Below are 15209 nucleotides of genomic sequence, written 5' to 3' on the forward strand. Positions count from 1 at the left end.
TTTTCCTCTTCCCCTTTTGCCCTTAACCGACAAGTATTGACTTCTGTTGCTATGAAGTGGAAGCGATCATTAGGAAGCGATCGCAACTTTCAATATAATACACTAACTCGATAAATTTACCGTATTATAAAATAATCCAACACAGTATTTCCCCTACCTCATCTCCTCATTCCCCAATTAACTTGGAGTTCACCATGTCAAGACCACGTTATGGTATTTGGGCACCTGTTGGTGGTAACTTTGGCCCTTTAGATACTCAAGAAGAACCCATCGATGCAAGTTATGAGCGATCGCGATCGCTAATTTTAGCAGCTGAACGCTTGGGATACGCTACAACTTTGGTGGCACAGCATCTCGCCAACCCACGCAGTTTAGAGTTAGAGCAGCTAGAAACTTGGACTGCTTCTGCAGCTTTAGCTGAGGCGACAGAAAAAATTGAAATTATCGCCGCCATTAAACCTTTACTATTCCATCCGGCTGTTCTAGCAAAGATGGCATTAGGGATAGATGCAATTAGTCGCGGACGTTTTGCCATCAACTTGATTAGCGCTTGGTTTCGTCCAGAAATGGAACGTACCAATATTCCCTTTCCTCCCCATGATGAACGTTATCGCTATTCTGGCGAATGGTTAAAAGTTGTCAGAGCTTTGTGGAGTGGGGAAAAGGTTAACTTTGAGGGAGAATATTTCAAAATCACAGATTTAAGCTTACGTCCTACTTCCATCGCCAAACCACATCCCCCAATTTACTTGGGAGGTGCATCCGATCCCGCCCAGATTTTAGCGGCTGAACAAGCAGATATATACTTTATCAACGGTCAGCCTATCGAAGATGTACGTCAGGTAATTAAACAAGTATTGAGCCGTCCGCGATTGCTACCTCAACCAGTGCGTTTTGGTTTATCAGCCTTCGTCATTGCTCGACCTACCGACGCAGAAGCCCAAGAGGAACTCCAGCGACTTACAGAACTCCAGAAACAGGAAGAACACTTAAAATTAAGCGTAGCGAAAGGTGTCGATCCAGATGCAGTCATGTTCCGACTCTTCGCTAAAAATCCCGCCGTTGGTGGTAATGGAGGCACAGCCGCAGGCTTAGTTGGCAGCTATGATACAGTTGCTACAAGAATTGCCGCTTTTTCTGATGCAGGTATCGATACATTTATGCTGCAATTCAATCCTTTTGTACGGGAAATGACCCGTTTTGCCGAAGAAATAATGCCACGTGTAAGGCATTTACAGCCTGTATAGGAAAATGGGTAATGGGTAATGGGTAATGGGTAATGGGTAATTGGTCATTAGTTATTTCTCCCTCATCCCCCTCATCCCCCTCATCTCCCTCATCTCTCTCATCCCCAATCCCCAGTCCCCAATCCCCAACCCCCAACCATCTACACAAGGAGACTAAATATTGTCCCAACTGCCAATACAATCTCTGACTTTATCCACCTCTCAAAAATCTTGGGTTTTGTTAGGTGTCGGATTAGGTGTATTCATGTCTACCCTAGATGTGGGCATTATCAATGTGGCATTACCCACTTTGGTGCAAAGCTTTCACACTAGTTTTCCTATGGCCCAGTGGGCTGTATTGAGTTATCAGTTAGTCAGTTCTGGTTTAGTTTTAGGCGCAACTCGTCTAGGGGATATGTGGGGCAAAAAACCCCTATATCAGGCAGGGGTGATTGTATTTACCTTGAGTTCATTGTTGTGTAGCCTTGCACCTAGCATTGAGTGGTTGATTGGCTTTCGGGCACTTCAGGGACTTGGTGCAGTATTTATCTCTGGCCTTGGTTTGGCAATTATCACAGAAGTCTTCCCAGCTTCCGAACGAGGTCGGGCGGTTGGCATTATTGGGAGTGTCGTGTCACTGGGGATTGCTTTTGGCCCTTCTGCTGGGGGGTTGCTGTTGAACTTGTCAGGTTGGCATAGTATATTCCTGATCAATGTCCCTTTGGGGATCATAGCTAGTTTCCTTATGGCGCGGTTAGTACCACCATCTACCCCTAGTGAAAGCAAACAAACATTCGACCCCTTAGGAGCCTTATTAGCTTTATGGACTCTGGGTAGTTTTGGGTTAGGTATGACCTTTGGGCAAAGTGAAGGCTTTAGCAGTATTAACACCATCGTATTACTTGCGATCGCAGCCCTCAGCTTTATCACTTTCCTGGTAGTAGAAGCTATTCTCGAGCAACCATTATTAGAATTGCACCTATTCCGCAATCTTCAGCTGAGTATGAGTTTGCTGAGTGGCTGGCTAGCGTTCACCGTAATTGGCGGTTCACTACTCATTACCCCGTTCTTTTTAGAGCGAGTGAAGAACTACCCAACAGTAAAAGTTGGGTTACTCTTAGCTTTTTCGCCTATACTTAGCGGATTAGTTGCTCCACTTGCTGGTATACTTGCAGACCGCTTTGGTGCAAAATTAATTAGTTCCCTGGGGCTGGGATTGATGATTGGTGGTTGTTTGGGTATCAGTACCTTTGATGCTCAAATTACTGAGTTGGGTTATATATCGCGTTATTTTATTTACGGTATTGGGCTAGGTTTATTTCAATCGCCCAATAACACCACTGTTATGAGTGCAGTATCTCGGGAAAGGCTAGGGATTGCTTCGGGACTACTCTCTTTATCACGCACATCCGGTAATACTGTAGGCGTTTCTCTGATAGGTGCAGTGTTTGGCGGCTTAATCGCCAGTGTAGCAGCAGGTGCAGATGTATCTGTGGCTCCTCCGGATGCGATCGTCACAGGCTTCCAAGCTACCTTTCGGTTTGCAGCGCTAATTCTTTGTATTGCTGCGGCTACTTCTGTGTTGAGATTACGTAATCAAAGTCAGTGAACTCCCCCAGCGTATGAGCAAATGTAGCTTCTAAATTTCTGCTCTAAAATTTTCAATAAGAGTGTTCCAAAAAATAAACGATCCAAAACCTGTCATTGCGAGCGAAACGGAGTGTAGCGTTCGCGTAGCGTCTCGCAGAGAAGCAATCTCAGCCCTTGCGATTGCTTCATTCCGCTTCGCTCCATTCGCAATGACAATTGAGCATTTTTTTACTTGGAGTACTCTAAATACTTTTTTCACTGCTGCTCATCGCCAATGTTTACTCTGAATAACGTATGGGAACCTCAGCATTCAACCATGCTAAAAATTTGTCATTAATATTAGTCGGTGATATCTCCGCAATGAAGTTAGTGTAACTAATGTGCTGGCTAATTAATTGTTCAATTTCATGGCGATAACCTGCTTGAGTTTTGACAATTAGCACGACTTCTGGCTCTTCTGTAATTTCCCCTTGCCATATATAAGCACAGGTAATCGGGAACCAATTAACGCAAACAGCTAGTTTTTGTTCTAACAAAGCACGACCAATCTGGCGAGCTTCATCTGTATTATTTAAGGTGATGTAATATAGTTTCATAGAAAAATATTTTACTATAAAATGCAAAATATAAATTTATTGCTGCGACCCTATCAAGAGCCAGATGAAGAACAAGTAATTAATTTATGGTATCGGTGTAATTTAGTAGTACCTTGGAATGACCCTAAACAAGATATTAAACTTAAAGTGCAAGTACAACCAGAGTTATTCTTTGTTGGGTTAATTGAAGATGAAGTTATTGCCACTCTCATGGCAGGATATGAAGGCCATCGTGGTTGGTTCAACTATTTAGCTGTAACACCAGAGTATCAACGACAAGGTATTGGTAAGTATATGGTTGAGCAAGCAACTATTAAACTCAAGTTATTGAACTGCCCAAAAATTAACATCCAGATCCGTAATTCCAATAAAGATGTTATTCAATTTTATGAGCATTTAGGATTCAAAATAGATGATGTTATAAGTATGGGCAAACGTTTGTAATTAGTAACAAGATTTTGTTGTGTGAATAGCTAAATATATCATCTTATTCAGGAAGTCGTAGAAATCAATATAACTGTATTAAGAAATATAAATGAGCTTGAAATCTTTATACCAATTTGAAAAAGAATGCGACAGATTGTAGGGGCAAGGCACTGCCTTGCCCTCTAGAATATATTGATGTGTCGCAAACATTATTTGAATTGGTATTACCAATGAGGAATGACGAATGACAAATGACTAAACTTACTTAAGGTTTCCAAATAGCATCTTTAACTTGAAATGTTTTAGGAATCAGCTTTTGACTGTAAAACAAATCAACTACTTGTTGTTGTTCAGCAATATATTCATCCTTCATTTCAAAGACACCAAAATAAGGACGATTTTTTAAAGAATATTCCAAAACCTCTGGCTTATATTTAGTTTCTACTGCCAAAAGTTTGGCAACTTCAATAGGATTAGCTTTCGCCCAATCTTCTACTTTTGTTTGTTCTTCTAAAACAATTTTGACTAAATCGGCGTGATTTTTAGCAAAATTTTCTGTGGCAATGTAAAAAGCGCGTTGAGGTGCGACATCAGAACCTCTAACTAATACACGCACGCTACCATTTAATTCTTTAGAAGCCAAATAAGGATCGCCAATAGGTAACGCATCGACATTACCACCTTCAAATGCTGTGGTACTATCGGGAATTTTTAAGTAAACAGGTTGAATATCATTTAGCGTCAGTTTTGCACTTTCTAAAGCTTTGAGGACAAAGTATTGTAGTGCTGTTCCTTTTTGAATTGCTAATTTTTTACCCTTTAAATCGGCAAGGGTTTTAATAGGAGAATCTTTAGGTACAATAATAGCTTGAGCGCCTGCATTTGAACCCGTCGCCGCTACATAGAGGATGGGATTACCACCAGCTTGAGCAAATACAGGCGGTAGATTTCCTACGTTGCCAATATCAACACTACCAGCTGCCATTGCTTCCATCATTGGCGGCCCACCTTGGAAGGATATCCATTTAACTTGGATACCTTCTGGTGCTAGGCGTTTCTCTAATAATCCCTGCGCCTTCAGCAAATTTAGTCCAGGTGTACCGCTTTGGTGACCGATATTAATCACCTTTATCTGTGAACTAGCAGAGGGTTGTGCAACGGGAGAAACTTTACTTTGTGAGGTATTTTGCGAACTACAGCCAGCTAAGGCTAAAAGCCAAGTTAATACACAAGTGGCGATCGCAATTAAAATATAGCGACGGGTTTTCATATTTGCAGATAATTGTAGGTTGGGTAGAGCGATAGCGAAACCCAACAAAGCCGCGATAATGTTGGGTTTTGTTCCTCAACCCAACCTACGTAAAATCATGGTTTTAATGCTAACTGAACCGTATTGAAATATAGCGACGGGTTATCATATTTGCAGTTGAAAAGGTGACAAGTAAATACCCGTCACCGATGAAAATTAATAAAGAGAAGCCAAAACCTTATCAGCAGCAGCGCGGAATGCAGTTGCAGCACCAGCACTCATATCTCTGGGCGCACAGATGCGATTTCGCACATAGGCGAGGGTAATTGCACCAATTGCCGCTATCTTGGGATCGATAGTACTATCTTTACCACCTGTGCGTCCACCTGGTAGGGGTTCACCGTTACCATTGATGAGGTAATCAGCAAGCAATCTCAGGTGGAAATCAACCACCTCTTGTACTGCGGAAACATCACCATCTATAGCTAAAGCTTGAACGCCAGAATTTTTCAAAATATCTGCGATCGCATTTTCTCGATTATCGCTCAATCTTTCCGCCGCTTCTGCACGAAACTCTATAGCTTCGCTTTCTGCTGGATCTAAGGGTAAAGGATTCCCAATCGGTTCTACACCCCATCTGCGGCGTAAAAGTAAATTGTTGGTGATATTATCCGATTTCACCCGATGATAAGCTGGGCGTTGATTGAGTGCGTCAAACCAAGCGTTGATTCGGGGGTAACGGGGATTACCTTTGATATGATACTGTCGATAAACTGGTAAATTAGCCGCCAAGCGATCGAGATGGGGACTGTAGAGGATATCTACCAAGCTAAAGCTGCTGAGAAAATAGGGGCCGGGATATTTAGCTAAAGTTTGTTCAAGTTCATCTAATTTAGCTTCAAATTCTGTTTGTAACTTAACTAATTCATCAGCATCTGTAACTTTTTCTCTGAGGAATTTGTAAGCAATATCTCTAAAACCGTTAGTTTCTGATTCCTCTACCCATTGTCTAGCAACAGCATTTTCTTCTGAATCTTCTGGAAGTAAGGCTGGTGTAGGAAATCGTGCTTCTAAAGCTAAGAGAATATCTTTAGATTCATACACTAACTTGCCTTCAATTTTTGCACCAGGTACAAGGGTAGTCGGTACTAAATCAGTGTACCATTTTGGCTTATTACTTAAATCGATAAACTCTGTCTCAAAAGGAATTTCTTTTTCTTCTAAAGCAAACCAAACTCTCTCACAAAAAGGACACCAAGAATTAGTATCTCGATATAACAAAACAGGTGCTTGAGTGTCTGGGGGAAGTTTATGCAAACTGCTGGGTATAGGTGCAGTAGATGGAGACTGTCCTGGTCTCTTTACCCGGCGCGCTGGGGTATTTTTTCGAGCAGTTTCTAACAGTTGTTCCCAATTAGATACAGCGTCTTGAATAGCCATTTTTGACACCTATTTAAAAATATGTCGGACGACCTCGAAACTTAGAGCAATCCTATTGGATTGGGAAAGGGGGAAAGGTGAAGGGGTAAAGGGATTAAAAATTCGTAATTACGTAATAAATGGTGATTTCAACTGAGGACTCTAACCCTCAATTTAATTACGTAGCGCTTTGCGCTTCCCGTAGGGTATTACGAATTACGAATTACGAATTATCTAGCTTTATGGGGAACGCCAGAAAATACAAATAATTGTTGCTCTTTCGGTGCAGGTAAATTTTCACCAACATAACGATTAATACCTACTCCCATATCTCCAGTGGCGGTGAGTTTAAACTTAACTTCTTCAAATTGAGATGCTTGTAAAACTTTCCGCACAGTATCAGAGTAAGCAGTACCGTTAGAATGTCCGCGAGTCCAGAGAACAAAAGCACCTTTTTTACTGAGAAAACTCAAGTTATCTAGCAAGCGTTTAAGTTCAGCTTCATCAGCTAAATTACCAAACACACCACAGACAATCACAATATCTGCGGGTACTGCGCCTACATAATTAGCGGAGATAGTTGCATCACCGTTGATAAATTCTATTTGCTTGGCTAAACCCAATGATTCTATAGTTGCTTTTCCACGTTCAACTAAATTGGGGTTTAACTCTACCAGTCTTGCATAGACATCTTGGGCGCGGGGGTGATTTGCTAAGGTTCCAAGTAAATCTCTACCATCACCAGCGCAAACACTCACTACACGGATTCTTCCGGCTGGTGATGCATCTAAGCTGTAGGTGATGTATTCCCGCACGATTTCTAGGCGTTGTTGTAATTTTGCTTCCGTATTATAGAGATCGTGCCATTCAAACCAATCTTTTGGCATAAGGGGTGATTCCCATTCCTTGCAAACTGTGGCTTTGCAGCGTACTTGTCACACTGCACAATAATTAACTACGGCAAATCTATCGATTAACAGTATTTTGCAATGAAGGCACAGTATCATAGAAGTAGCTGCAAAATCAAGTCTGCTGACAATACTGTTCCGCGAGCGTATTTATCTTAGTCAGGAGACTTAGTAAGAAAATCTGTTAAGAAATCGTTTCTAAATAAAAGCTGTGAATCAATTGTAGTCTTGTATTGAGTTAACCATTACTGTTCACCCTCCTTGCGAAGCACTGGCTAAGTAAAAAAATGCGATCGCTTTTTTAGGGGCGATCTCGTGGGGGGAGTAGAAAACCGAAGGTTTTAAATAATACTTATGCGTTACGGCGGACGCTTAAGGAAGCATGGCGGTTAGGTTTCTTTACCTTACCTTAATTTCATCTACAAAATATTCTGCTTCCGCAAAATCACTAGTTCGTGGTTACAGCTTTGTAATACACTGATTCTTGTTTTTAAAATTTCTTGCCACATGTTTATTGCACAATAATTTTTGATAGGTTTGTAATAAAACTCATCATCTTCTATTCTGAGAACAACAGCAAAAATACCACCTGGCTTGAGAATCCGAATCAGTTCTTCAAAGCTTTCTAAAGGAACTTGATTGCGAGTAAAAACCCCAGTTGATACTAAAGCATCAAACGTATTATCAGCAAAAGAAAGAGTGCTACCCAACTCTTCCAGATGCAAAGCTTTGTATATATCTAGGTCTTTTAATATGTCTAAAGACTGTTGGCTAATATCAAGACCTTGGAGATTTTTTGAACCGTAAGAAATGAGTTCTCGACCTAATAAACCTGTACCACATCCAATGTCTAAAATTAAATCGTCTTTCTTTAAATACGATATTAAAGTGTAAGCAACATGGTTGAGTAAAATCGTCCAACCGTTATCGTAATGTTCCTGGTCATAAAATGATACCCAATTATCATATTTTCCTCTTACTTCTTCGATATTTTCAAAGTAGTCGGTTAATCCATTTGGATAATCTTGACGATTATCTTCTCTGAGGATTTTATAGATAACATCTTTGATAATATAGCCTATTAAATTGAGATCATTGAAATCAAAAGTTGATGGCAATCTGATATCGCAAGCCGAAGAAATAATCGATTCTGTTTTCTCTAGATTGGGTAATTCTGTAAATGAGTATTGCCAGTTTTTGTAATAGCGAGAATTATCGTCTCTTCCAAAAATTTGGATTGCAACACCCCTCTTGCTAGTTTGCTGAACAAATTCATCAACCTGTGCTGAAGTTAATCCCAAAAGATTAAACTGTAAACTGTCAGGTGCAGGCTTAACTTGTTCTAAAGGCAAGGGAATATAAATATTCCTGACAGAATTGAGAATTTCTACTAACCGATCATACTTTTGTCTGTTTTGAGATATTTTGGTTTCTAAAAATTTTATTTGAGGTCTTAAGACAGAAGCAGTTAGGTTACTCATTCTTAAACTAAAATTGGGAACATAAGGCTTCAGTTTTTCAAATATATTGTCATCCAATGGACGAGCAAGATGTTTCTTGTACAATTTTTCGTAAGAACCAGCCGCTAGAATACAATAAGCTGCCAATTCTTTGTTATTGGTGGCAATCAACCCACCTTCACCAGAGTTAAGTAATTTATAACTTTGGGTACTAAAGCAAGCAATTGCCCCATGATATCCTACTAATTTTCCATCCCATTCAGCACCTAAACTATGAGCGCAGTCTTCTATTAAATAAATTCCCGCTTGCTCGCAAATGTGTTTGATGGTGTCTAAATCTGATATATGTCCTCGCATATGGGACAAAACAAAAAACTTTGGTAAGGATTCAGGTCTAAAATTGAGGAACTAGAGAAGGGCGAGACTGAGAATTAATAGAGTCAGCAATTAGTGCTTGTACAAAAAAATCAATAACAGACAGACTTTGACGACGACAGGTTTGAACCACCGTCAACAAATTGGCAGTATGTTGAAACCGCTCCATCGAACGGGAACCACCACTAACTTTACGTTTTGTCACAGCCAAACGCAGCGATCGCTCGGCTTGATTGTTATCAGGAGGAACTTCAGGGTTGTCAAGGAAATACCACCATTGGGAGGCTTTATCGCGCAAGGAACGTAAAAGGTTTCCTGCTGTAGCTCCGGCTAAGTTAATCCAGTCATCAAGTGTTTGTTGCAATTTAGATTTGAATTGATTGACCCAATCGTTATAACTGGCGCAGTCAAGAGTCTCAAACCATTGGGCATAATTTCCAAAAGCTTCATCAATTAAATCCACAAATGCTTCACCAATAGCTTGGTTGTGAAGACCTGGAAGTTGAATTAGTTTTTTGAAGTGACGGCGTAGATGAGCCAAACATTTCTGCTGCTCAGGCACCGCATAGCCATTGTAAACACTAAAATCATCGCTGCTGATTACCCCTGTATATTTAGCCCCTAAAATGGCTTCTAGTTCTGCTCTGGAACGAGTGTCAGCAGCAGTAAACAGGCAAAACTCAGAATTGGCAACTACCCACAACCATTCTTTAACTCCCTTGACAGACCAAGGTGTTTCATCCACATGAATGTTAGGTTGTGTCTGTTTTACCCAATTACTTAACTCAGTAATGCTTGGTTGAATCGCTGTTTGAATTCGTTCATTTGTGGTGACTAAAGTTCCCAGCCCAATTTCAATTTGACCTAACTCCCACAACATTTCTTGCTGTTTTTCATAGGGCATATGTGCATAATTATTTGCCCATCCTAAAAATGCCTGTAAAGAAATCCCTAAATCCTGTCCTGGGATGATATCTTGTGACCAGGAGGCTGTTTGTATATTGCCACAGTACTCACACTGGCACGTATGGCGTTGATACTCAACTATTTCAATGGGACGCTCCACTAGTTGCGCTACAGACTGTTTTTCTACTTTTACTGCCACAGCCGCAAACGCTTTTTGACCACAACAGACACAATCACTTGGACGTAAGATTTCACAACGATCTACTCTACCAAAACCCTTACGGGTCTTACCTTGATGCCCTGGTTGCCCACCTGGCTTTCTTTTGGGATGATTTGATTCTTCTTGCGGTGCTGCTTTTTTGTTTTCACTCTTTTTGAGGATGTCCCCTGATGGCGGCTTAGATGAGGTTTTGCTGTCTAAATCTCTGCTGACTTTTAAACGTTCTATTTCTTGCTGTAGTTCTAATACTGTTTTCTGTAATTCACCTATTACCTTGCTCTGCTCAATGATTATCTCTACCAGTTCTTGTTTCGATAACTGGTTCAAGCTTTCCCGGTCTAAATCTTGAGGCAGGTTTTGGTTCATATCTGTGATACTCCTCCTCAAGCGATCCCTTTGTCAATACTCTGCCACCTGAATCCTTACATATAAAAACAGCCATGTCTTCCATTTTATTTAAGCTTATTAGAAATACAAATAACAAGAGAAAGCAAAACCTTTAGCTATTACCGAATTTGAAATTTTAAATGTTGAATTCAACCTAAAATCGACAATCTAAAATTGATTCCCCAGCATTCATGCATAGGGTTAATCTAAAATCCAAAATCCAAAATTGATTGACCCTTTTCCCTAAATCACCCGCTTAGATGTATTGTAAAAATACTAACCTTTTACAGGGGTGAACCCAGCATGAAACGAAATCGCAAGTCTCTGCTGTTAACCTTGAACTGGGTGTTACTGTCATTTGGCACATCAATATTAATTATTCTTACCCAGCCTACAGCACCCGTCCCTGCACAAGAACCTGCTGCAAATAGCCAACAACAGCTGAGGGAAATACTGCAACGTTCCACTCCCAATCCTACGGAAACGCCAAAGCCTGTAATCATACCACAACCTACACCCAGCCCCAGCCCAGAAGTTACAGAACCAAAAAAGCCAGATGCGGCGACAGAACCAGAACCAACTCCTGAAGAAATTGCGCGTCAGCAAAAATTTATCGAAGCAGACAAGCTTTATCAGGCAGGACAAATTGCAGAAGCTGAGAAAATTTACCGTGAGGTAAAAGAACCTTTTGCGAAAACTAGTCAACCTCAAGAACGTAAAGCAGCTATTACCGATCCAACGCAACTATCCCCAGCAGGTAAGGTATACTGGCGAGAAGCCGAGGCGGGGATAGCGAAGAAGCTAGAATCTCGGACTTTAATCCCACTACAACTATTAGTTGAGCAGTATCCGGAATTTATTCCCGGACATATCAAATTTGCAGAAGTTCTCAAACAATATAATCGCTCTCCACAAGCTTTAGATATTTTAGAACGGGGAGCTTCCCTTTATCCAGACCAACCAGAACTGATTAAAGCCAGAGTTACAGCACTTGCAGAAGCTCAAAAATGGATGGAAGCTTCTTTAGCAGCGCGTCAATTTGCCATTCTCAACCCTAAAGATCCCCAAGCACCAGAGTTTGCTAATTTAGCAGATGTGCATCTCAAGCGTTATAAATCTCATATTCAAGCAGAAATTAGAGGCAATGCGATCGCTAATATTCTCACGGGTGCATTAGGTTATGCTGTTAGCGGTAGTTTGCTGGGGCCGTTTTCGGCACTAGATTCCACGATTATGCTACTACGCGGTGAAGAATCTATAGGAGAATCGGTAGCCAAGCAAGCAAAACAAGAACTCAAACAAATTACCGATGAGACAGTAGTCGCCTACGTCAATGAAATTGGACAGAAACTCGCCAAAGTTGCAGGACGTAACGAATTTAAATACGAATTTTTTGTAGTCCCCCAAGAAGAACTCAACGCTTTTGCGCTGCCTGGTGGCAAAATCTTTATTAATGCAGGTGCGATCGCTAAAACAAACTCGGAAGCTGAATTAGCTGGGTTAATCGGTCATGAGTTATCCCATGTGGTGTTATCTCACGGCTTTCAATTAGTTACCCAAGGTAATCTCGTTGCTAATGTGACGCAGTATATTCCTTTAGGTGGCATCATTGGGCAACTTTCAGCCCTCAGTTACAGCCGCGACATGGAACGTCAAGCAGATAGCCTCGGTACACGTTTGATTGTCGCCACAGGTTATGCGGCTGATGGCTTACGTAATTTGATGGTGACACTAGAAAAACAACAGAAAAATGCTCCTCCTAGATGGTTATCTTCTCATCCTGGCGGTAGTGAGCGAGTCAGTTATCTAGAAGCTATGATTACCAATAGCAAATACAACCGCTACGCCTATGAAGGTGTAGAAAGACACGCACAAATTCAAGCCAAAGTCAAGCAGCTTCTCAAAGAGAAAAAATCACAAGAAGAAAAAAAGCAGCGTTCTTAATGAACCAAAAACAAAATTTTTCGTCACGGAAAGTATCAATATCCCTACAGATTTTCCCTAGAGGATGATTTATGTCATCGCACGCTTTGAAATTCCTGCTTTTAAGTGGTTTAGGTTTATCCTGTTTCTTGGGTAATTCGGTAGCATTTGCCCAAGTTAACGATAGTGTTGTTGTACCCACAGAACCATCGGGTACATCCACAACCACAACTACACCGATACCAACAGGTACAGCAACTAACACTACAACTTATCCTACCGCTGAGGGTACGAGGTTTAGTTGTCAAACATACAACGGTCAATATACCGTGATGTATCAGCCGGAAAGTCAACCAGGTCAATACTTTGCTTGGGCTGCACCTCAGAATTTAGGTGGTGGTTGGGATGTAAACAGACGCTGTCAAACAATTTCCCAACGCTTAGAATCCTATCGTCCAGATGGCTTACAAGAACTCCAAGTTGCTCGGTTAAATAACGAGAACATTGTTTGTGTAACCACTGAGGCTGATCCTAGCTGTCGGATTGTCCTCACAGTACCCCGCGATAAAGACCCCTATACTGTCCGCAATAGCATCTTCCAAAACCTTACCACTGCGGATAGCGGTCAACAAACCATTGCTGTTAACACCTACCGCAACAATCAAAATATATTAGGTGATTTATATAACTTAGGTCGTACAGGAATAGGTGGTAATCGCGCTTCTGCATCTAAAAGTGGTATTAATCTCAAACCTTTCCTCGATCGCAAAGATGGTGGTAATGGTAGCGGGTTAAAAAATGGTGTCGCCTTACGTAACCGTTCCAACACCCAAACCACTGTCCGCCCACAACCAAATGGCGTTCGCCTCGACCCCAATAGATTCCGTCGTTAATTACCGAATTTCAATTTCGTGATTCTCCTTATTCCCCAATCCTTTGAAATTGGGAAATAAGGAAAATCAACTAACGACTAATGACTGTTGAGTACAGACGCGATTAATCGCGTCTCTTTGATTTTTGACGACTCTAGAACCCAATACGCTTGGGTTAAGCTCATTAGTGATTGATTTGTCACTTAATTAAAAAGCCAGATCAATTGGGGGATTCTCCCCCAAACCCCCGATTGGGTGACGGTTGCGTCCCCCAAACCCCCTCCAAAATTATTGTTCTGTTTTTTTTGTTGAGTAACTAGTTTTTTGGTTTTGTGATCAATTAATTTTCTTAACCCAAGCGTATTGCTCTATAACCGTTAACCTATCAATCAATTTGAATTGAAGTTGGTCTACTTGCAGATGAGGTAGTACCAGTTAAGGGTTTGCGGAATTGGGCATAAATGCGATCGCGCCATTCAAAGAACGGTGCATAATCTGGATTATCTCCTAAACCAGGCAAACCTTTACCTTTAAGCTCTGCTGGTAAATCTAAATAAGGCCCTTCGGGAAATTTCAGTAAAATTGATAAACCAGCCACTGCCAGATCAGCTAAACTCGGTTCATCTCCAAGCAAATAAGGGCTATCTGCCAATAGCAGTGTCAGCGCTTCTAAGTCTTGCTTTAAATCTGCGATCGCAGATTTAATTACATCTGGACTATAACCAACTCCCACACCTAAAACCGTTAAGAAATCACGCGGTACTCCCTCAATTAGATTTTTGAGAATATCTGGTGTAGAAGTGGGTAACAAGGATTTACGAAAATTTTGGTCTTGACTAATAGCAGCAAATAGTGCTTTCCGCCCTTTGATACCTATCGATTCATCTGCCCATTCTTCTATTAATAAACATGCACCTCTTTTCTTGGGATCTTTCGGTATCAATGGGCGTTCTGGATACTCTAAGTCTAAATATTTAGCTATTTCTGTTGAATCAGCAATATATCTGCTTCCATCCTTTAAAACTGGTACTTGTCTTTGACCAGTCAGGCGAAACAGTTCTACCTGACCAATTCCTGGTGTAACCTCTATTTTGCGATAATTTAGCTCTTTATAATCTAAAATCAATCGCACTTTTTCTGAGTATTGGGATAGTTCCCATTGGTATAATTCCAGCATTTGAATACCCTATAACTAGTGAATTGAGAAATTGTACTAATTGTATCTTTAGTTGCTGTAATCGTTTTGGTAATTCAATTTTTACTTACGAAGTTCATTGCCAACAAAATTAAATTTTCAGATATTTTTTAGCAAATCTATAAGCTTATCAAAAAAATCTTTCTTTATGGATGCAATTATCAAATAATTAAATTGCTTACCTACTCACGTATAAATTAACTTAACATCTTATTCCTGAGTTTGCACTGATTATTTTAATTTCTCATACTTTAAAATCACTGAAAATCTTTCGTATAAAAAATCACTTTATATTTTACTATAAGTATTGTTTGAATTCCTGCCTTTAGTCAGCTAAACATAAAAATCGTTCTTCTCCAATCCCCAACTCCTAGCCCAGCACGCCAAATTATGTACCTCTGGTTGATAATCCTGCGGGGAAGTGGGGTTATTTTCTCAAAGATTAACTTCTAAGTAT

General features: G+C 40.6%; 12 protein-coding genes. 5 read left to right on the plus strand and 7 right to left on the minus strand.

Going from position 1 to position 15209, the window contains the following annotated elements; all coding sequences use genetic code 11:
- The first annotated feature begins 194 nt into the window (after window positions 1–194).
- Both HGR01_RS22445 and HGR01_RS22450 read left to right on the plus strand, forming a co-directional pair.
- A complete protein-coding gene (locus HGR01_RS22445) occupies window positions 195–1247 on the plus strand; it encodes an LLM class flavin-dependent oxidoreductase (RefSeq protein WP_045871478.1) in 1053 nt (350 codons plus the stop codon).
- A 160-nt stretch (window positions 1248–1407) separates the two neighbouring features.
- Window positions 1408–2835: an MFS transporter gene (locus HGR01_RS22450; protein WP_045871477.1), complete on the plus strand. Its 1428-nt coding sequence runs from the start codon at window positions 1408–1410 to the stop codon at window positions 2833–2835.
- 259 nt (window positions 2836–3094) lie between these two features.
- Here HGR01_RS22450 and cutA read toward each other — a convergent pair whose 3' ends face one another.
- A complete protein-coding gene (cutA, locus tag HGR01_RS22455; protein WP_045871475.1) occupies window positions 3095–3412 on the minus strand; it encodes a divalent-cation tolerance protein CutA in 318 nt (105 codons plus the stop codon).
- A gap of 21 nt (window positions 3413–3433) precedes the next feature.
- Here cutA and HGR01_RS22460 point away from each other — a divergent pair, with 21 nt between their 5' ends.
- The gene (locus tag HGR01_RS22460; RefSeq protein ID WP_045871474.1) at window positions 3434–3856 is read left to right on the plus strand and encodes a GNAT family acetyltransferase; all 423 of its coding nucleotides are present in this window, start codon (window positions 3434–3436) and stop codon (window positions 3854–3856) included.
- A gap of 247 nt (window positions 3857–4103) precedes the next feature.
- Here the strand turns inward: HGR01_RS22460 and HGR01_RS22465 are convergent, their stop codons facing one another.
- The 5 genes from HGR01_RS22465 to tnpC all read right to left on the minus strand — a co-directional run bounded on the left by HGR01_RS22465 (window position 4104) and on the right by tnpC (window position 10741).
- A complete protein-coding gene (locus HGR01_RS22465; RefSeq protein WP_045871473.1) occupies window positions 4104–5108 on the minus strand; it encodes an aliphatic sulfonate ABC transporter substrate-binding protein in 1005 nt (334 codons plus the stop codon).
- A gap of 195 nt (window positions 5109–5303) precedes the next feature.
- The gene (locus HGR01_RS22470) at window positions 5304–6527 is read right to left on the minus strand and encodes a glutathione S-transferase family protein (RefSeq protein WP_045871472.1); all 1224 of its coding nucleotides are present in this window, start codon (window positions 6525–6527) and stop codon (window positions 5304–5306) included.
- 209 nt (window positions 6528–6736) lie between these two features.
- Window positions 6737–7393, minus strand: a complete 657-nt coding sequence (locus HGR01_RS22475; RefSeq protein ID WP_045871471.1) for a class I SAM-dependent methyltransferase family protein — start codon at window positions 7391–7393, stop codon at window positions 6737–6739.
- A 440-nt stretch (window positions 7394–7833) separates the two neighbouring features.
- Entirely contained in the window at window positions 7834–9231 is a 1398-nt protein-coding gene (locus HGR01_RS22480; protein ID WP_264267240.1) for a DegT/DnrJ/EryC1/StrS family aminotransferase, read from the minus strand.
- Between the two features lie 37 nt (window positions 9232–9268).
- A complete protein-coding gene (gene tnpC, locus HGR01_RS22485) occupies window positions 9269–10741 on the minus strand; it encodes an IS66 family transposase (protein WP_045868690.1) in 1473 nt (490 codons plus the stop codon).
- A gap of 324 nt (window positions 10742–11065) precedes the next feature.
- Between tnpC and HGR01_RS22490 the strand changes: the two genes are divergently transcribed.
- Together HGR01_RS22490 and HGR01_RS22495 are read left to right on the plus strand one after the other, a co-directional pair.
- Window positions 11066–12706 carry a M48 family metalloprotease gene (locus tag HGR01_RS22490; protein WP_045871465.1) on the plus strand — a complete coding sequence of 547 codons (1641 nt, stop codon included), beginning with the start codon at window positions 11066–11068 and terminating at the stop codon, window positions 12704–12706.
- Window positions 12707–12777: 71 nt separating this feature from the next.
- Window positions 12778–13578 (plus strand): COP23 domain-containing protein, encoded by an 801-nt coding sequence (locus HGR01_RS22495; RefSeq protein ID WP_045871464.1) that lies wholly within the window; start codon window positions 12778–12780, stop codon window positions 13576–13578.
- Between the two features lie 364 nt (window positions 13579–13942).
- On the opposite strand, the gene HGR01_RS22500 is transcribed toward HGR01_RS22495, so the two are convergent.
- Window positions 13943–14734, minus strand: coding sequence for a glutathione S-transferase family protein (locus HGR01_RS22500; protein WP_045874586.1), 792 nt, complete (start codon window positions 14732–14734; stop codon window positions 13943–13945).
- Between the last annotated feature and the right edge of the window lie 475 nt (window positions 14735–15209).

Source organism: Tolypothrix sp. PCC 7712, assembly GCF_025860405.1.
Taxonomy (GTDB): domain Bacteria; phylum Cyanobacteriota; class Cyanobacteriia; order Cyanobacteriales; family Nostocaceae; genus Aulosira; species Aulosira diplosiphon.